Genomic DNA, 17,191 nt, shown 5'->3' on the forward strand with positions numbered 1-17,191 from the left:
TGGTCCAGTTGTTCCGGCTGTCCCGGTTGCTCCGGTTTCTCCAGTTGCTCCTGTGGGTCCAGTTGTTCCGGCTGTCCCGGTTGCTCCGGTTGCTCCCGTTGCTCCGGTTGGTCCCGTTGCTCCGGTTGGTCCCGTTGCTCCGGTTGGTCCCGTTGCCCCAGTTGTTCCGGCTGTCCCGGTTGCTCCAGTCGCTCCTGTGGTTCCCGTTGCTCCTGTTGATCCGGTTAATCCTGTGGCTCCCGTTGCCCCCGTTGATCCGGTTGTTCCTGTCGCTCCTTTAGCCCCAGTTGCACCTGTTACTCCTTTAGCACCAACAGCTCCTGTTGCACCTGTTGCTCCTGTTGCTCCTTTTTGAGAGCCTAATAGCTCAGAAGAAACTAGTCTATGCGGAGCAACAAGTTGACCAGTTTGATTTTTTCCCCAAGCAGAAATGTACGTCTTATCTGCTGCCTGACCAGATGTTGTAAACATGTATTCAAATGAGTTAAAGTTGGCATAATAATTTTTCGTAACGACTGAATTTGGCTCTACAGTTAATAGCTCCAGCACATATAGTTGTCTTGTACCATTGAGGTAATAACCTTGAATGTATACATTAGAACTAAAATTGGACTCTGTATTATCAATTATGACGGTTAATTGCTGAGTTGGCCTTAAACCTCCTACAGGTGTATTAGCTATTGGTCCAGTTGATAATATTGCCATTATTGTACTTCTCCCTTCTTAAATTCCTGTGGATAGCTAATATTTTGATGACATATCATTCTATGTGTCACAAAAACAAAAATGTTAACCATGTCATAAGCTATTAAATTGCATTTTTTTTAGTGCTAATTAATTGTAAAGAAATCTATCACCTTTAAAGGAACGTACTGGTAGCTATCAGTATTATTACAAACAAAAAAGTGCTCTTTGCATTAAGCAAAGAGCACTTGAAAAGTTATAAGTAATAAAATATGTAATGGTACCGGTGGTCGGGTTCGAACCGACACTCCTCTCGGAACACGATTTTGAGTCCCCTAATTGACCATTACATAGTTAAAACGATTACTAACAACGTTTGTTGGCTTTTAATGAAATTCGGTTAACACGATTACTGATAATTATGCTCCTGCTTACAAAAATCGTCAAGTTTAATTGACCTGTTTATTAAAGTTAGCCTGTCCAATTTCTTTATATCTTCGAATTAAATCTTTCTCCAAACTTCGAGCTTTTTTTTCTTCATTAAACTCTGCAACTATTTTAAAATTGATCTTACCTTCCTTCATTAAGCTTTTATGAGTTGAGTTTCTTCTATTAGAATGTCGTCTACATCTATACCATTTTCCACTTCCAATATAAATCACTTTTTCATTAAACCAATGTTCATATACAATATACTGATTTATTTTTCTTAACTCGTCAGAGTCAATATTATTCTGCTTTATTAATTGTATGACTTTTTGAAACGATATTTTATAAATTAATGCGATGTCTTGATTTGTCATTTTGTCACTTAAGTGTTTTATAAGTTGTTCTTTAGTTGGTAGCATTTAGATCACCTCGAACGTTTTCTATCGAGGAAATGTTGTTTGTAAACTTAATAATGTTAAGATATTTAATAAATATCTATTTAATTGATCATTTATAGGAGGTTTTAAAATGGAAGATGGTATCATTCGTGTTAGAAAAACTTATAATGAAGAAGTTGAAGATATTACAGCGGAAGATATGCTCGAGGCATTAGATGAGTTGAGCAATAAAGAAAGAAAGAAGTTTCTTGATGAAGTGTACAATATGTTTTTCACAAAAAAGCGATAGTAAAGAGAACTCACCTCTATCTTACTATAAGAGGTGAGTCCTTTTAATTATAAAATTGATATTTTATTCCTTTAAGTACTCTATGTCATCAATCAAACCATACGGTAAATCACCTGTACCCTTGCCATCAAAAACTTTTATTAAATCTTCTTGAGGGACGAAAGGTGGGTAACCATTATTGATAACTATTATTTGAACATCGTTATTTATATTTTCATCATCACTATTATTGATACTCAAAAAATATTTAATAATTGAATTGAATATTTCTTCATCTTTAAACTCATCATCACTTTTTGCGTCTGCTCCTAAATTCTTTCTTGGCGAATCTATAATTATGAAACCAGGGTGGTTTTTATTTGGAGATTCGAGTAAAGCAATTGAAAGGAAGTATGCCATGGTTGTCATAGTAACTGCACCGCCACTACCTAATTCATCATATTTTACACCTCTTACATAAGGTAAGAAATTTGATTCTCTTATGTAGGCATTATTTAGCTTAGGGAATGAAAATTCAGTTAATATGGTACTGAATAATTCAGAAAGTCCGTTAACTACATTTTCTTTTGTAACTACATCTTTTTCTATTGAATCAATTCTATCTTTTAATTGATCACGTTTTTTTTGTTCCTGTAATATGTTTTCGTTAATTTTAGAAAATTGATCAATGATAATTAAATTTTTTTCTAGTTGATCAATATGATTATAAATGTTTCCTATTTCATAATTTATCTGTTCTATTTGTTCTATAAATGGGCTAATATATTGATTCCTTAGATGATCAAGTTTCCTTTGTTTTGTATGAAGTTCATTTTCTAATTTTTCCTTTTGTTCTTTAAAACTCTTTAATAATTCTTCTTGCTGACCTATTAAAGATATTAGATTAGTTGTTTTTCTTTTTAGACGTCTAACCTCACTTTTAAATACTTTTGATTCTTGCTCGGAAAGATCTCTCATTTCATTACCGCATAAATGACAACCTTCCTTTTCAACTAACGTGTTTAAACATGAAGGACAAACCTCAAATTCATACTTATTTAAAATCACTGCCCCTTCTAAAATAAACTCAATTTTTTGAATTTCACTGCTATACTGATTTCTTAGTAGTTTTAATTTATCAATATATTTATTTCGTTCTGATATTTGCTCTTGTAATTCAGCTAAATGCTCTTTTAAGTCCTGGACTTCTTTTTCCAATCCCATTGTAATTTGGTCATCATATTTACCTTCGGACTTTATATCCTTTAATTTCTGTATTTTTTTGGATAATTCATCATCTAAATAGTTCTTTTCTTTAATATAATTATTTCGGTCTAGCACTTCTAACCCTTCTAGAAACTCTAAGACACCCTCACGTTTATTTTCCATGTATTTAATATGAAGATCTTTCTCTTTAAGTTGCTGTCTTAAGTCTCCCAATAATTCATTGTATATGTTAAAGATGATCTCAAAAGTCGGCTTTCTTTTTAAACCAGATCCACCTGATTTTTCATTTAATAAATTCTCAGAATCAATGATAGATTGTTTTACATAAGCGTATTTTAATAAGTCTCTAAAACTAAAACTTTGATTTACAACAGTAATGTTTGGAAGACCTATTTCATTTAATAAAAATGCCGAAAGAGAATTTTCATTAGATGGGGAGTCTACCTCCAATAAATGAAAGTCTTTTCTAAAATCATTTATTTCAGTATCCCATCTAAAAAGCTTCACCGGTCTATTAAATTCAAATAGTGGTCTAACTATTCTAAATTTATCTTCGCCAATAAAGAAATCTAACATTACTTCTTTACAACTTTTATTTATTTCAATATAAGCTTTATGCTTTTCACTTCCAAATGCATAATTTATCATTTCTGCAATCGAAGATTTCCCTGTTGACATTGGTCCAGATATATAATTTAAACCACTTTTAAAATCCACTTCGTAATTCTTTCTAAACCCTACTAAAGTTAACTTTTCTAAAAATATTTTTTCACTCATTGATTAATCATTCCCTATTTTTATGAGACATTCGTAAAATAGTTTCTTCTATTAGGGTCTCACTTAGTTTAGAGACATCCTTTTTAATATATTCTGCTATTTTATCTAACTCCATTGAATAATCGCTTTTTAGATTGTAAATGACTTCTTTACCTCTGTCATTAATGCGATAACAAAAATCATTTTCTATAACAACTCTATCGACTAACCTTTTACCAAGCAAATATCTTATATACAATTGATATTCTTCTCTATCCGGCCTAGAATGGAAAAATGAATAAAACTCATTAAAATCTTCTTCGGTTGATATATCAATTTCTTTAGGGAGCATAGTTTGTGGAAATTTCATATAAAAGTCATACAGCATAATTTTAGTTGCATTTAACTTAAACGCTTTCCTAGATTCAAATTTTGAAATAAGAATTAGGACTCTTGTTGAATTTAAAATCAAATCACTATTTACTAAATTCAACTCTTTAATCATTGGATTGCCCCTTCGCTTCCATAAATTCATTTAATCTCTTTTTATAATTCTTAACCCAACCTACTTTACATTCATCTGATAGCTGATGCAATATACCTTTTTTAACTATTAAAGATAAAGGGAGATCACTCTTTAAAGTAGTTTCACTTAGTTGCTCGACGGTTTTATAAACAATTTTTAATAGTTCATTCCCGTCAACTTCCTCTTTATAATTTCTATGTTCAGTTTTCCAAATACTCTTTATAGAAAACCTCAGATTAGATAAACTCTTTAGCTCTGGTCGGAATCCTCTACTCTCAATAGAGCTCTTAGCAATATCTGCATTAAAAAATTCTTCTTGGCAATCTTCATGGTCGTAAATAGATGCAGATTCAAGTTTAGCTACAAATACAGCATCCGAATAATCGCTACCTTCATCAAGTTCATATATCTCGTCTAATTCGTATTCTTCTGTAAAGGTATAAATTGGTATATCTAAATGTTGTAACAGGGAGGTGATTTTTTCTATACTTACAGCACCCAACGAAATTGCTTTACCATTAGCCACAGACTCTGCTAATATTACCCCTACTAACCTCCCATTTACTATTAAAGGAGATCCAGACAACCCCCTGAACGTTTCTATCTTTGAATCATGTTTTAAGTCAATATCCCAATCATAAAAACCAGTCATTTCTCTTTCTATTCTTCTTGAAATATAACTGTTGGTTCGCTCACCTACGTTCCATTTAACTACAGGATAACCATAGGTTTCATATTTATCATCTTTTTCAATTTGGTAATCACTAAATTCTAAATATGTATCTAGTATTATTTCTTCCTCTAATTCAAGTACACTGACAGGGGAAGAACCAATTGGACTAATATCGTACGGAGTGGCTTTTCGAACTACGGGTTCAGTATCAATATTTAAAAACTCTAGATAAATTTCTTTGCTTTGGTTGTAATAGTCTTCTATAGCATGACGAGCAGTAACAGCTTTATTGCTAGAGACAAGAAAAGCTGTAGCTTTTTCTGCCTTTGTTCCCTCCCCACAAATAAGCCGAGCAACTGCTTTCTCAAGGGTATTATCTATAAGATTCATATATGTCACAATACTACCACCTCTATACTTTTATAGATGTTATTTTTTCTCCCTCTGGAGGTGATTCAATAACATAATTATACTTTAATTGTAAATCTTCCCTAAGAAAATTAGCATAAGTTAGAGGATAGTTAAAAAATAGTTTTCGCAGGCCACCATTTCTGATAACAATTTTAGCAATGGTTTCTGGGCTAGGATGTTTATGCTTTTTTCCATTTGTAGAAAAGAAGAAGTGCTTTGAGTCAATTAACTCTAGAAGTTTTTGGGTTGTATTTCTACTACTACCATGATGGGATACTTTAATTAAATCAAAAGTAGGAATATAGCTTTCTTTTTCAACTAATTTTTGAATCTCAGAATAAATAACTTGAGGAAGTGAATCAGCCAGGAAAAGTACCTTCTTTTGTTGATATTCAACAATAAAACATATTGAAGAACCATTTACTGGTGAATTATCTAAGCTTTCCTTTTTTGTTGCAAGTGATTCTATATCAATATTTTCTTTACGATTAGATATATCAGTATCTTCATCTGAATATTGGAGTTCACTTTGATTTAACATAAAAAATTCAAATGCATCATCAAATAGTTCATTATCAGTTAATGTAAAATCATACTTTTCCTTTCTCAATTCTTTCAACCAAAATTTACTTAACCTTTGTAAACTATTTGAGTTTGGAGCTAACAATCGAAGCTTAAACTCTGAATTTATGTTGATTAGTTCCTTTGAATCAACGTTTATGGCACTACCGTTAAATGAGGTGTTCCAATTATAACCACCTGCATAAATAAGAGCAGCTAAAGTTGATCCATCTTTTGCACTTATATCAGTATTTTCCGAATTACATTGTTTATTTTGATAACCTTGTACAATCTTATCTAGTAAAATAGCTTTTTCTCTAAAATCTATTTTTTTATCATTATCTTTTAGAAACTGAAGGTGTCGATAACTATTATGCCAAATTTCACCAATACTAATTATATTTGCTTTCTTTGAGCTGCCATTTTCTCGAAGTAGTTCTATAATTCCTTCAATATGATCTGCATCAATATGGGTAACTATTACTAAATCAAGTCTCTCTCCATTTTTTTTCATATGTTGAAGTCTAGGTTTTAGGTAATTATAAAATGTTTCTTTATAACCACCATCAATTAAAATATTAGTTTTTTTCTTATTTCCTAAAGTTACTAAGAGGCAATCCCCTCCTAAGGCAGGAAACATTTCTATATTAATATCTGACATTTCGTAAATCACCTTACTTTTCACTTGATTTTACCATATAATTCTAACTCTAAAAACTAACATAATTATTCTCAACACTGAATTGGTGTTTTGGTACCCTTAGTGTAAACACCTCTCCCCTCGTTATTTTAATGGTTTAACTCTTTTTTCTTAAAAGTAGTAGGCATATCGAACAACAAGCTCTCTCTACCTAACATCTATCAATGCTCAATACTCTTTTAACTTTCTAACTAGCTTCATTCCTATCATCAACAACAAACATCATTAAATCTTCTGCTTCATCACTGACAATCCTTCATCTACTCCAATGAGTTGTTGATGTAGCTTCAACACAAATAGTTGTGATCATCTTACTCACTTCTAATCATCTATCAATTGCTACAAGCATTCAACTAAATCACTACTATTATCATCTTCTTTATCAGTTCGTCTATACATCCAACCATCTACTAATTGTTAGATTCATAACTCTTGTAATAACTACTACTGTTTGTACTGCATCCATCTACTACTGCACCAACAGTTATTATAAATATCTACTCTGCTATACCTGTTGTTAGGTTGTAGCTGTACTTCTTGATATAGCTGGATACTGCATATACTGATTGCTGATATACCTGATGATTAGGACTGTATATTGTACTGCAATATATAGCTGTCTACTATCTTCTTATCAGGATTACTGAAGTTTAATACGATACAGTTAATAAGCACTACAATCTAATACAGTCGTTTACCTCACTGGTTTGCAGTAGCTTATTAAAAAAAACAGTTTATAAAAAAACTGACAAAAACGAAGAGAGTTTCGCTATCTAAAAAGATACATGATTACGGATAAATCCATAGCTAATCGAACCTAAGTTGAGTTCGTTTAAAACATCATTAACTAACCGATGCATTTCAGATTTTCTTTTAACTGATTCTTTTAAGTTATGGATAGCAATTTTAGCCACTAAAAATCTATAATCATCATCATTCATAACTTCTCGTAATAAAGATGCTTCTTGCAATTCTTCTTTCATAATTGTTCACCCCGATTGATTGTATTCTGTATTTTCATAAATAAAAAAAGAAGAAGGTTTCCCTTCTTCTTGTATTAAACTACTGGTGCAATTGATGCCAATACTCCCGAACCTTGCAAAGAAAGAGAATAAGTAACCAAATCATCATATGGAAGGTCGAGAGAAAAATCTGTAATAGTTGTTTCTCCTTCGTACTTCTGACCGGATGGAAACTCAATGTAAGCTACAACCTTATCTCCGTTAAGAAAAGCTGCTTCTAAAAGACTGAATGCTACATCAGATTCTACAAATGCTCCATCACAGTCAATAGACCATTCTTTGAAGCCTGATACTGATTCTTTCCAATTTCCAGCACTGTCTTTTGATGTTGCATCGATTGATTCTGCTGAACGAGAAAGAGAAGCATTACGCTGACCTGCTAGTAGCTGTCCCGTTTCAGCTTGTTTGATAAATACTTTAACTTTCATTCCTGTAATCTTACTACTCAAATGGATCCACTCCTAAGTTTTAATAAAAAGAAAAAGAAGCCAGATTGTCTGACTTCTTTTTTGTGAAATACTTCACATTATTGACCGAAAAAATTAAGCTGTTACAGTTAGTTTTGCTACTGCTTGGCTGTTTACTGTTGCACCATCCATGTAAGAATCAGCAACAAGTAGACGAGAACCACGAAGAGCTTGAGTTGTATCAACGATGTTATTAAGAGCCATGCCCTTTTTAACCATGATTGTATAAGCTTCTTTCATGTTGGCAAATACAGCAGGATTAGCAGCAGGAAGAGCTTCAGTAACATGAACTGGTACTCCTAGAAGTTGATAAACAACTCTACCATTTACTACTCCATTTTGAAGGAATAGATGACCATTGCCATCACGCATTTTAGCAACTTGATTGAACAGGTCACGATTCATATAGAATGCTGACTCTGCAATGAAATCTGGATGAATTGAAGTATAAAGTTCGATAAGGTTGTCCATTACTACTGCAGTTGTTTCAACTGAAGCAAGACCTGGCTCATTCAAAAGACCATTGAACTGTTTAACTCCATCTCCTACAAAGATAGCTTGTTCTGCTGTCTTAGCAAGACGACGAGCAAGAAGTTCTTGAGAGTAAGCAGTAATATCTACACCAGAGTCGTTAACCATTTGGTTAGTAATTGCTAGTGCGGCTCCAAGACGTTTCTGATTAAGTTTAACTTCTTCAAAAGAAAGTTGTTCTTCAATGATGTTTTCTCCTTCACCGAAGAAACCACCAGTGATTGCATCATTCTCTTTTGGAATCTTAAGAGAACCAGCAACAGATTCAATCTTACGAGCTTGTTGGAATGCAGGAGATACTTCTTCCATACGTTTAACGATAAAGCTTGAAACGTTTTCTGGAATTACTGCTGTTCCTTCATTTGTAGTTGTAAGAGCTCTCGCTTCTACTTGTCCTCTTAGATATTGCTCGAATACATCTGCTTCATTTGTACGTTTTTCTAGCTTCATTTCCATATCTTCAAAACCTCTTTCAGTATTTTTTTGTTCCATTTCAGGAACGTCAACTTCTTCAACTATGTCGATATTTCTTGCTGAAATTGAACTTTGAGAATAAGCAGGATTCTTAACTGCTGAAACTTCAACAAGTTCAAATTCATGAACAGTTCGAACAGCTACGCCTTCAACATACTTCCAACTGTCTTTTAGAACTCTCATTCCAAAACTCATAGACTTAATTAGTCCATCAGTGATCAGAGTGTAGTAGTCTTTTCCATATGAAGTCTCAGAGATCCGAGCTTCCATATAAACTCCTTCAGCATCTTCTCGAAGGACCAATGAGTCGTTACTTGTAGAAGAAAGAACTTGCTTTGTGTCATGTTCAGCTAGAAAATCAATGTCTTTTGTTCGATTAGAAATAGCTGATTTGAAGGCACCGACAGCAATCTTTTCTTTGAACTTTTTGGTCGTTCCAATAAGCTCTGATAATTCTCCTGGCTTATTGACATAACCCTTGACCATGAGACCTTGACCATGAGCAGCCAGGGTTACTTCTGAATTCCTTAATTCAATTTTCATCCTTGAGCTTTCCCTCCTATTAGTTGTTCATTTTCTACTACTCCCATATTTGGAATCGTGTATTTGCCTGACTCGATGTTCTTGAATACATCACCAAGTCCAGCTTTATAAACGTCATTTTCAATAGGTTTCATATCAATCTTGAATCTCATTTCATTGAAGCTGATCAATCCATCACCATACATTTTTGAAACTGTTTCGATCTTTTCTTTCTCAGTCAGACGAATCATTTCAGATGTATCGAATCTAAAAAAATAACCCAAAGATTTTTCACTTTGAGTAAGTAGATATTTATCGAACGATAATTCGATTGAAGAAATGATTGGACCGATACAACTTTGTAGGAATTGAATTGAGTTCTGTTCTAAACTTCCGTATTTGTTAGCAGAGCTATTAATCATGCTCTCTGGAAGGTTAAATACACGAGCAATTTCAGCAATCATCAGTTTGCTTGATTCATTAAGTTGAAGTTCTTCAGGTTTCATTGACAGAGCTTCAAAATCAAGACCTTCTTCTAAAATGATTGTTTTGCCAGCTTTCTTGGAACCACCGTACAAAGTAGAAAAACTTTCTCTTAAACGAGTAATTGCATTTTCAGTTAGTCTTGAAGCTGATTTTAATACTCCAGAAGGTACAGCTCCGTTGTCCATCACTGAACGATTATATTCGAGTTGATTTAATGCTGTTTGAAAGAGATTTCCTGAATCAGCTAGTAGACCATTTGTCGAACTATCAATAACGATAATTTCTTCTTGGCTGAACGTAACTGTTCTTGTTGCTGTTCCATAATATTCAAATTCTTTTCTTGAAACTGTAAAACCATCATCTGTATAAAGTTCTTCTCGTACGTTCTTCGCTTCTAATACAAATAGTTTTCCATTCTTTAGTAGAAGGTAGGCTTTACCACGAAGTAGATAGTCTTGTACTAATTTCTTTTTAAGAGTTTGAGCTGTTTCATGTAAGTTAGCTGAATTATTTAAGAGAGTGGTTCGTTCATCTTTAATCTTCTCTACTGATTTGTCATACTGCTCTTCATATAGAAAGATAGGTAGTTGAGCAACTGTATTTGAAATTAATTCTACTGCTGCTTTAACTGCTGGAACTTTTAATGCATCTTCTTCTGTTACGATGGCTAATGGTCTTGTAACTGAAATTGTTGTTGAATAAAGATCTTTTGATTGAACGTCATTTGTTTTACCCCAAGTAAATAGGTTGGCCATTAATGATTACTTCCTTTCGAATTCAGGTTTTATAATAAAATTGCTTGACGAAGCAAATACAGACAAAATAAAAAAAGGCCTAGCTGACCGGAGCTAGACCTTCCAAAGGAAATGCTTATATGGGAATGAGCCTTGAAGAACGTTTAATAAAACAAGGCTCATATAAATGTTAGATATTCAAATGAAGTATTGACAAGGCTGGAAAGGAGTCGAAAGAACCTCACCAATACTTCAATACTTCATTTCAAAATCTAAATAGGAGGCGCTAAGTACCAAAACAGGATATCCCAAAGGAGTAGATTTATCCGATGGCTCTCGAATAAACAAAAAAAAGATACCCTACTTTGGTACCTAGCTAAAGTTTTTATAGACTTAAAAACTCTGAAAAAGTATGTGCAGATAAAGAAGTCATGAAATTAAAACTATTGATGATCAAATTAATGATACTAGAGAAGAAGCACTTTCAGCTAAAAGAATCGGAGGAAGCTATCAACTCAAAGTGCTCTCTATTAATATATATATACAACTAGGATTTATAAGACGTGTTTTTACTAATTTCGACAAATTAATTTGCGAGTTGATAGATTTCTATTAAAGAGAGCTGAATTAATCCAGACTCTTCTAATACATATTCAACTTCATATCCTTCTTTTTCTCTTGCTGAGATAATTCGTGCAGGACGTAAACCTTTTCGATTGGTGCAAGAGTAAACCATCCGTTTTCCTTCTCGATCTTCTAAGTAAATTCCTAAGATGAATCCTGTCTTGTCGTGAATTACTTTAATTTTTTTCATATCAGAAGTTTCCTTTCTTCGACTCTCTTTTTAAATTCTTGTAATTGATCTAATTTACAGATATAAAAGTGTTTTAATATTGCTCTACCTTCTCTAAATGAATTGTTTGCTGCTTGACGTGATACTTTGATAGATTGAGCTGCATCTTCTTGAGTAAAATGTTTGCTGATGAAGTTGAAGTCTAAATCATAAACAAACCATCTATTATTCAATTTACGAATCTCATGCTTAATCAATCTATTATCAACTTCTTTTTGAGAAAGTTTCGTGTAGACCTGAATCGAAAGCATGTTTAACATTCTCTGCATGTGTCATAAGTTCCAAGTTAGATAAATCATTAATTCTTTTTATTACCATCAGTATGATTGATTTCGAGGCCTTCAGGGATAGCGCCATTGAACGTTCCCCACACTAATCTATGGACATATTGGAGAGTTCCATTAAGAGCCACAGAAAGATACCTGTTGCCTTCTTGACCGCCAATAAGATATTGTTTTGCTTCAATCTTTTTACCATCTATGATTTTGAATACTTGTCCTTCTTTTGTTGTGATTAATTCTTTCATATCCATTCCTCCAATTAATTGTGCTCACATGTAAATTTTATCTAGAGGAATAAGAACGTAAGCGAATTTTACTTAACAATCAGACTTTATTTAGAAGTAATTAGTATTTGATTTTAAACGAAAAAATTTGCTTGCCAAATTTTTTCGTTTAATTAAATATTATTAATTAAGTATTATTAATTAAGTATTATTAAATTAAATATTAATACTGTGTACTTATTACACTATCAAAGTGTCATTATTACACTATAGAAATGTAATAAGTACACTTATCAAAAAAAATGATGACTAAAAAGCCACCATCTCAACAAATTCTTCTGGAGCAAGATGTTCTTCTTCTTCACTTAAAGCATTGATGATAACTGGATAATAAACGACATATTTATTTACAGCATTTCTATTAACACTTGTTTTTTCTTTAATAATCCTTATCAATTTCTTTTCTTCCAAAGTTTCAAGAGCTTTGACAACTGTTTTATTACTTCCAATCCCTAAATCCTGCTGTATTGTCTTAATAGAAGGGAATGCATAGTTCATATTAATGTTATAGCGATGATTTAAATAACTATAAACCATGTAAGCTGTCGGTTTTCCTCTTAAAAGATAAAATACGTTATTAGATATCTGTGTAAAGTCTCGATCGAGCTTATCAATTCTTCTGAATTTTATTTTGACTTCGTTCATTATCTCAATTCCTCCGATAGCATATACTTTTTACATTTTCTTTTTATCTTGCGGAATTGAGTACGTAAATCAATTTTCTAATTTTCCAAGAAAATATTTTACCTCAATAGTTCAAGTCATAAACTATTCCAACTTCTTTCTTTAATCAGGCTTCATCCTCAATTTTATTTAAATCATTATTACAAACGTATTTTATTATAGGTTTGTTTTTAGCCATATCATTTTTGAAGAGTCGTTTAATCATCGTTTTAGCATAATACCAATTTTTATCTGATGTTTTTTTAAACTTTACTCTTTTATCAAATTGGCAAGTCAAAGCTATAAAACCTTCTATGCTATCAATTTGAGCTTCATAAATAATTTCCTCCATAACATTCCAATGATACACCGAGCATTGAATAGTAATTAGCATATAATATTCCTCCAAACACTTATTTTCGCATCTTACAATGCTCTTATATCTAGTGATTTACAAAGTGTAAAGCAAAACATCATTTTTATTTTAAGACATAAATAAGTGAGATAAATATAAAACTATTACCTCACTTTATAAAGTGTCTTCACGCTCAATCTAGGACCTTCTGGGTACACTCCAATATTGTTTTGTACTTTGAGTTAATATGGTAAATCTGAATTGTTTAACCGTTCTATCATCCTTTGATATGGATTGATTTCACCATTACGAACTTTACTTCTGTATAGAGTTCTCTCTAAACAAGTCCTAAGATATCCACCAAAATTCTCAATTTCACCCGAATTAGAGTTAACTTCTTCTACCACTCTTAAACAAACATCTTTACTCAATCCTTTGATTCTATATTCATTTGTTAGTCGATTAATAACGACTTCATTGTTAACTATTTCTTTGTTAACAAGTATATCTTCAGTATTTTTACTTTCTTCTTTTTTATTTTTCTTTTTAATAGTTGAAACCTTTTGTTCAGGATTGCTGAGACTTTTTTGAATGCCTAGGGTTTCCCTTTTGTCATTGCTTAATGGGCTATTTCCTATCGTACTATCCAGGTCTTCCATTATGGAAGAGCTAGGATTTACCACAGAGATAAGTTCCTCAATAATCTTATTAGTGATATGAAAAAACTTCTTTGAAGGTATCCCCATCATCTTTGTCTCAACGTACCCGGCTTCTTCTAAATCTTTTGTGGCCCTTAATTGCTGCTTATAAGTTAGGGCAGTTTCTCTCTGCAATACCTCACTTGTTAAAAAGAAATACTCTTTGTTATCACGAATAGTCAGCATTTGTTTACTAGAAAAACTTTCATAGCTAGAGCATAGTTGGCCAAATATAATTGCTCCGTTTGTTGAGACAGAATGAGCTAACTCTTTGTTATACATTACAAAACCATTTCCACTTAGCAATGATAAAATTTTCATTTTATCTCTCCTCTTGACGCAGAAGAAAGGGACTTGCTATATTTAACTAACAGAAGTCTTTCTTCTGGTATGTAATAGTAGAGAGTGATAAGGGTCCTAATCTCAGTCACTCTCTATTATTTATTTTAATACACGAACTTGCGTTCGTACATTATAACTTTAAACCTCTCAACGCTCCGAACTTTTTATGCTTATCTTCAATTTCTGCTCCCCAAAGATTTACATACTTCTTAGTGATAGTCATATCACTGTGGCCAAGCAGCGCCATTAGAGAAAAAGCATCTATTCCTGCTACAATCATACGTTTTGCCATAGTGTGTCTAAATGTATGTGGACTGACTCTTTTACTGATTTTCGCTTCTTTTCCATACTTCGTAAATCTAGTTTGAATACTGTGTGGGTTTAACTCATTGTTGTCATGACTTATAAAAGCTTTATCTGTATCGAGCTCTCCTCTGATCTGCAAATATCTGTCTAACTGTTCTTGAGTAATATCAGAAAGATATACTGTTCTCTCAAACAAATTCTTGGTTTTTCTGATGATGATATGGTTCCCTCTTATATCTGCCACTTCTATTCCCACAAGCTCAGACAAACGGATTCCTGTATCTATAAAAACCAGCAAAATAACTTCATCTCGAAAGCCCACGAACGTTTTAAGCTTTCTAATTGTTTTAATAAGGGCTTCTATCTCATCGTTATCTAAAGTCTCTATAGCCTTTTGTCTGTCACGTAGCAACTTAATATTCCTCATAGGATTTTCTTCAATGAGTTTATTCTTCAGCAAATAATTGAAGAATGATCTCAGAGCACGTAAACGAGTATTAATAGTGGTCACTTTCATATGTTTTTTGCTTTCTAATATCAGGTTTTCTATATCGCCTTGATTAAAGTTAACAAGTTCCTTATGGTTATACTTCTTAGCAGCATGAAACTCATTCTTATAATACTGAATTGTAGCTGGCCTCAAGTTTCTTAAATAACAGTTCTTAAAGAACTTTTCAAATGCTTCTTCATCTGATAATTTCTTCTTAATAATTTTTAATTCTTCTTCTGATAATTCTTTTCGTCTCGACATTCTAACCTCCTACGTATACGATTCATCGCACACGATTTTAGATTATTTTTGTCGTGTTAAAAGAATACAAAAAAAGACTCCAACGAGAACGTTGAAGTCTTGTAATAACGTATGTAACTGGTACCGGTGGTCGGGTTCGAACCGACACTCCTCACGGAACACGATTTTGAGTCGTGCGCGTCTGCCAATTCCGCCACACCGGCAAAAGTACCATATTCAGTTCAGGCAGAAAAATTAGTGGTGCCGGAGGCCGGGCTCGAACCGGCACGGAGGTACACCCTCCGCAGGATTTTAAGTCCTGTGCGTCTGCCAATTCCGCCACTCCGGCAGGACTTTTAAATAAAACATGAAATTTGGAGGCGGCACCCGGATTTGAACCGGGGCGTAAGGGTTTTGCAGACCCGTGCCTTACCACTTGGCTATGCCGCCTTAAAAAATGGAGCGGAAGACGGGATTCGAACCCGCGACCCCCACCTTGGCAAGGTGATGTTCTACCACTGAACTACTTCCGCAACAAAAATGGCTGGGCTAGCTGGATTCGAACCAGCGCATGACGGAATCAAAATCCGTTGCCTTACCGCTTGGCTATAGCCCAAAAATGGGGCGGCTGATGGGAATTGAACCCACGAATGCCGGAATCACAATCCGGTGCGTTAACCACTTCGCCACAACCGCCACAAGACTAATAATTATATTGGCAGGGGTAGTAGGACTCGAACCCACACCGGAGGTTTTGGAGACCTCTGTTCTACCTTTAAACTATACCCCTATCAAAATGGTGGAGGGGGACGGATTCGAACCGCCGAACCCTGAGGGAGCGGATTTACAGTCCGCCGCGTTTAGCCACTTCGCTACCCCTCCAAATTGACAATTACCATTGTAATATACAATGTATGATATGGCAATGGTAAATGATCCATTCTCTGAAAAAAATGGTGCCGGCCAGAGGACTTGAACCCCCAACCTACTGATTACAAGTCAGTTGCTCTACCAATTGAGCTAGACCGGCAACATGGTGGCTCCGGACGGAATCGAACCGCCGACACGTGGATTTTCAGTCCACTGCTCTACCGACTGAGCTACAGAGCCATGTTTTATAATTGCCCACTATAGGGGCTATTTGAAAATTGGTTGCGGGGGCAGGATTTGAACCTGCGACCTTTGGGTTATGAGCCCAACGAGCTACCGAACTGCTCCACCCCGCGATAATATAAAAGTTTAAAATGGCGGTCCCGACGGGAATCGAACCCGCGATCTCCTGCGTGACAGGCAGGCATGTTAACCGCTACACCACGGGACCTTAGAAATGGTGGAGGATGACGGGCTCGAACCGCCGACCCTCTGCTTGTAAGGCAGATGCTCTCCCAGCTGAGCTAATCCTCCACAGAGTAAAAAAATTATAAGTATTGAGTAAAGTTGGTGACCCGTACGGGATTCGAACCCGTGATACCGCCGTGAAAGGGCGGTGTCTTAACCACTTGACCAACGGGCCAATACTATTATTATGTAGGTAGTGGCGGAGAGCGAGGGATTCGAACCCTCGAGACGGCTTTGACCGTCTACACGATTTCCAATCGTGCTCCTTCGGCCACTCGGACAGCTCTCCATGGCTCCACAGGTAGGATTCGAACCTACGACCGATCGGTTAACAGCCGATAGCTCTACCACTGAGCTACTGTGGAATAATATTAGCCTGGCAACGTCCTACTCTTGCAGGGGGAGATCCCCCAACTACCATCGGCGCTGAAGAGCTTAACTTCCGTGTTCGGCATGGGAACGGGTGTGACCT

Annotated in this window: 17 protein-coding genes, 16 tRNA genes, 1 rRNA gene and 1 pseudogene; 1 reads left to right on the forward strand and 34 read right to left on the reverse strand. The window is 34.5% G+C overall.

Annotated elements, in window-relative coordinates:
* Both JI666_RS20325 and JI666_RS20330 read right to left on the reverse strand, forming a co-directional pair.
* Positions 1 to 705 (reverse strand): annotated as a pseudogene (locus JI666_RS20325) (hypothetical protein); the annotation flags it as partial.
* Between the two features lie 428 nt (positions 706 to 1,133).
* Positions 1,134 to 1,532 (reverse strand): hypothetical protein, encoded by a 399-nt coding sequence (locus JI666_RS20330; RefSeq protein WP_206894904.1) that lies wholly within the window; start codon positions 1,530 to 1,532, stop codon positions 1,134 to 1,136.
* 109 nt (positions 1,533 to 1,641) lie between these two features.
* Between JI666_RS20330 and JI666_RS20335 the strand changes: the two genes are divergently transcribed.
* Positions 1,642 to 1,800 carry a hypothetical protein gene (locus JI666_RS20335; protein WP_206894905.1) on the forward strand — a complete coding sequence of 53 codons (159 nt, stop codon included), beginning with the start codon at positions 1,642 to 1,644 and terminating at the stop codon, positions 1,798 to 1,800.
* 63 nt (positions 1,801 to 1,863) lie between these two features.
* On the opposite strand, the gene JI666_RS20340 is transcribed toward JI666_RS20335, so the two are convergent.
* From JI666_RS20340 to rrf, 32 genes are all read right to left on the reverse strand, one after another.
* Entirely contained in the window at positions 1,864 to 3,783 is a 1,920-nt protein-coding gene (locus tag JI666_RS20340) for an AAA family ATPase (protein ID WP_206894906.1), read from the reverse strand.
* A 7-nt stretch (positions 3,784 to 3,790) separates the two neighbouring features.
* The gene (locus JI666_RS20345; RefSeq protein WP_206894907.1) at positions 3,791 to 4,267 is read right to left on the reverse strand and encodes an ABC-three component system middle component 2; all 477 of its coding nucleotides are present in this window, start codon (positions 4,265 to 4,267) and stop codon (positions 3,791 to 3,793) included.
* Positions 4,260 to 5,351 carry a trypsin-like serine peptidase gene (locus JI666_RS20350; RefSeq protein ID WP_206894925.1) on the reverse strand — a complete coding sequence of 364 codons (1,092 nt, stop codon included), beginning with the start codon at positions 5,349 to 5,351 and terminating at the stop codon, positions 4,260 to 4,262. Before JI666_RS20350 ends, JI666_RS20345 begins: the two co-directional genes overlap by 8 nt.
* Positions 5,352 to 5,373: 22 nt before the next feature.
* Entirely contained in the window at positions 5,374 to 6,594 is a 1,221-nt protein-coding gene (gene avs1a / locus JI666_RS20355; protein WP_206894908.1) for an AVAST type 1 anti-phage system MBL fold metallo-hydrolase Avs1a, read from the reverse strand.
* 812 nt (positions 6,595 to 7,406) lie between these two features.
* Positions 7,407 to 7,616: a hypothetical protein gene (locus JI666_RS20360; RefSeq protein WP_206894909.1), complete on the reverse strand. Its 210-nt coding sequence runs from the start codon at positions 7,614 to 7,616 to the stop codon at positions 7,407 to 7,409.
* Positions 7,617 to 7,690: 74 nt separating this feature from the next.
* A complete protein-coding gene (locus tag JI666_RS20365) occupies positions 7,691 to 8,104 on the reverse strand; it encodes a phage major tail protein, TP901-1 family (RefSeq protein WP_206894912.1) in 414 nt (137 codons plus the stop codon).
* Between the two features lie 93 nt (positions 8,105 to 8,197).
* Positions 8,198 to 9,670 (reverse strand): phage major capsid protein, encoded by a 1,473-nt coding sequence (locus JI666_RS20370; RefSeq protein ID WP_206894914.1) that lies wholly within the window; start codon positions 9,668 to 9,670, stop codon positions 8,198 to 8,200.
* Positions 9,667 to 10,890 carry a phage portal protein gene (locus JI666_RS20375; RefSeq protein WP_206894916.1) on the reverse strand — a complete coding sequence of 408 codons (1,224 nt, stop codon included), beginning with the start codon at positions 10,888 to 10,890 and terminating at the stop codon, positions 9,667 to 9,669. Before JI666_RS20375 ends, JI666_RS20370 begins: the two co-directional genes overlap by 4 nt.
* 565 nt (positions 10,891 to 11,455) lie before the next feature.
* The gene (locus tag JI666_RS20380) at positions 11,456 to 11,683 is read right to left on the reverse strand and encodes a hypothetical protein (RefSeq protein ID WP_206894918.1); all 228 of its coding nucleotides are present in this window, start codon (positions 11,681 to 11,683) and stop codon (positions 11,456 to 11,458) included.
* Positions 11,680 to 11,973, reverse strand: a complete 294-nt coding sequence (locus JI666_RS20385) for a hypothetical protein (protein ID WP_206894920.1) — start codon at positions 11,971 to 11,973, stop codon at positions 11,680 to 11,682. The genes JI666_RS20380 and JI666_RS20385 overlap by 4 nt, the downstream gene beginning before the upstream one ends.
* 47 nt (positions 11,974 to 12,020) lie before the next feature.
* The gene (locus JI666_RS20390; protein ID WP_206894921.1) at positions 12,021 to 12,248 is read right to left on the reverse strand and encodes an HNH endonuclease signature motif containing protein; all 228 of its coding nucleotides are present in this window, start codon (positions 12,246 to 12,248) and stop codon (positions 12,021 to 12,023) included.
* A 288-nt stretch (positions 12,249 to 12,536) separates the two neighbouring features.
* On the reverse strand, positions 12,537 to 12,932 hold the full coding sequence (locus JI666_RS20395; protein WP_206894922.1) for a helix-turn-helix domain-containing protein: 396 nt from the start codon (positions 12,930 to 12,932) through the stop codon (positions 12,537 to 12,539).
* Between the two features lie 145 nt (positions 12,933 to 13,077).
* Positions 13,078 to 13,344: a hypothetical protein gene (locus JI666_RS20400; protein ID WP_206894923.1), complete on the reverse strand. Its 267-nt coding sequence runs from the start codon at positions 13,342 to 13,344 to the stop codon at positions 13,078 to 13,080.
* Between the two features lie 203 nt (positions 13,345 to 13,547).
* Positions 13,548 to 14,324 carry a hypothetical protein gene (locus tag JI666_RS20405; protein WP_286170998.1) on the reverse strand — a complete coding sequence of 259 codons (777 nt, stop codon included), beginning with the start codon at positions 14,322 to 14,324 and terminating at the stop codon, positions 13,548 to 13,550.
* Positions 14,325 to 14,475: 151 nt separating this feature from the next.
* Positions 14,476 to 15,402 (reverse strand): tyrosine-type recombinase/integrase, encoded by a 927-nt coding sequence (locus JI666_RS20410; RefSeq protein WP_206894924.1) that lies wholly within the window; start codon positions 15,400 to 15,402, stop codon positions 14,476 to 14,478.
* Between the two features lie 118 nt (positions 15,403 to 15,520).
* Positions 15,521 to 15,605: transfer RNA gene (locus JI666_RS20415), tRNA-Leu, on the reverse strand.
* A gap of 35 nt (positions 15,606 to 15,640) precedes the next feature.
* Positions 15,641 to 15,730 (reverse strand) — tRNA-Leu (locus JI666_RS20420).
* 26 nt (positions 15,731 to 15,756) lie between these two features.
* Positions 15,757 to 15,831: transfer RNA gene (locus JI666_RS20425), tRNA-Cys, on the reverse strand.
* Between the two features lie 8 nt (positions 15,832 to 15,839).
* Positions 15,840 to 15,914: transfer RNA gene (locus tag JI666_RS20430), tRNA-Gly, on the reverse strand.
* Positions 15,915 to 15,922: 8 nt separating this feature from the next.
* Positions 15,923 to 15,997 (reverse strand) — tRNA-Gln (locus tag JI666_RS20435).
* Between the two features lie 4 nt (positions 15,998 to 16,001).
* A tRNA-His gene (locus JI666_RS20440) sits at positions 16,002 to 16,077 on the reverse strand.
* Between the two features lie 20 nt (positions 16,078 to 16,097).
* Positions 16,098 to 16,171 (reverse strand) — tRNA-Trp (locus JI666_RS20445).
* Positions 16,172 to 16,178: 7 nt separating this feature from the next.
* A tRNA-Tyr gene (locus JI666_RS20450) sits at positions 16,179 to 16,263 on the reverse strand.
* A 72-nt stretch (positions 16,264 to 16,335) separates the two neighbouring features.
* A tRNA-Thr gene (locus JI666_RS20455) sits at positions 16,336 to 16,411 on the reverse strand.
* 4 nt (positions 16,412 to 16,415) lie between these two features.
* Positions 16,416 to 16,491, reverse strand: a tRNA-Phe gene (locus JI666_RS20460).
* A gap of 39 nt (positions 16,492 to 16,530) precedes the next feature.
* Positions 16,531 to 16,607: transfer RNA gene (locus JI666_RS20465), tRNA-Met, on the reverse strand.
* Positions 16,608 to 16,626: 19 nt separating this feature from the next.
* Positions 16,627 to 16,702, reverse strand: a tRNA-Asp gene (locus tag JI666_RS20470).
* A 7-nt stretch (positions 16,703 to 16,709) separates the two neighbouring features.
* Positions 16,710 to 16,785 (reverse strand) — tRNA-Val (locus JI666_RS20475).
* A gap of 34 nt (positions 16,786 to 16,819) precedes the next feature.
* Positions 16,820 to 16,894 (reverse strand) — tRNA-Glu (locus tag JI666_RS20480).
* A 22-nt stretch (positions 16,895 to 16,916) separates the two neighbouring features.
* Positions 16,917 to 17,008: transfer RNA gene (locus JI666_RS20485), tRNA-Ser, on the reverse strand.
* Between the two features lies 1 nt (position 17,009).
* Positions 17,010 to 17,084, reverse strand: a tRNA-Asn gene (locus JI666_RS20490).
* Between the two features lie 9 nt (positions 17,085 to 17,093).
* A 5S ribosomal RNA gene (gene rrf / locus JI666_RS20495) occupies positions 17,094 to 17,191 on the reverse strand; the annotation flags it as partial.

It is taken from the genome of Bacillus sp. NTK071, from assembly GCF_017303315.1.
Lineage (GTDB): Bacteria > Bacillota > Bacilli > Bacillales > Guptibacillaceae > Guptibacillus.

Bases quoted from the DNA above. Each gene is read 5' to 3' on its own strand.
- JI666_RS20330 (WP_206894904.1), bottom strand. From the start codon at position 1,532: ATGCTACCAACTAAAGAACAACTTATAAAACACTTAAGTGACAAAATG.
- JI666_RS20335 (WP_206894905.1), top strand. From the start codon at position 1,642: ATGGAAGATGGTATCATTCGTGTTAGAAAAACTTATAATGAAGAAGTT.
- JI666_RS20340 (WP_206894906.1), bottom strand. From the start codon at position 3,783: ATGAGTGAAAAAATATTTTTAGAAAAGTTAACTTTAGTAGGGTTTAGA.
- JI666_RS20345 (WP_206894907.1), bottom strand. From the start codon at position 4,267: ATGATTAAAGAGTTGAATTTAGTAAATAGTGATTTGATTTTAAATTCA.
- JI666_RS20350 (WP_206894925.1), bottom strand. From the start codon at position 5,351: ATGAATCTTATAGATAATACCCTTGAGAAAGCAGTTGCTCGGCTTATT.
- avs1a (WP_206894908.1), bottom strand. From the start codon at position 6,594: ATGTCAGATATTAATATAGAAATGTTTCCTGCCTTAGGAGGGGATTGC.
- JI666_RS20360 (WP_206894909.1), bottom strand. From the start codon at position 7,616: ATGAAAGAAGAATTGCAAGAAGCATCTTTATTACGAGAAGTTATGAAT.
- JI666_RS20370 (WP_206894914.1), bottom strand. From the start codon at position 9,670: ATGAAAATTGAATTAAGGAATTCAGAAGTAACCCTGGCTGCTCATGGT.
- JI666_RS20375 (WP_206894916.1), bottom strand. From the start codon at position 10,890: ATGGCCAACCTATTTACTTGGGGTAAAACAAATGACGTTCAATCAAAA.
- JI666_RS20380 (WP_206894918.1), bottom strand. From the start codon at position 11,683: ATGAAAAAAATTAAAGTAATTCACGACAAGACAGGATTCATCTTAGGA.
- JI666_RS20385 (WP_206894920.1), bottom strand. From the start codon at position 11,973: ATGCTTTCGATTCAGGTCTACACGAAACTTTCTCAAAAAGAAGTTGAT.
- JI666_RS20390 (WP_206894921.1), bottom strand. From the start codon at position 12,248: ATGAAAGAATTAATCACAACAAAAGAAGGACAAGTATTCAAAATCATA.
- JI666_RS20395 (WP_206894922.1), bottom strand. From the start codon at position 12,932: ATGAACGAAGTCAAAATAAAATTCAGAAGAATTGATAAGCTCGATCGA.
- JI666_RS20400 (WP_206894923.1), bottom strand. From the start codon at position 13,344: ATGCTAATTACTATTCAATGCTCGGTGTATCATTGGAATGTTATGGAG.
- JI666_RS20405 (WP_286170998.1), bottom strand. From the start codon at position 14,324: ATGAAAATTTTATCATTGCTAAGTGGAAATGGTTTTGTAATGTATAAC.
- JI666_RS20410 (WP_206894924.1), bottom strand. From the start codon at position 15,402: ATGTCGAGACGAAAAGAATTATCAGAAGAAGAATTAAAAATTATTAAG.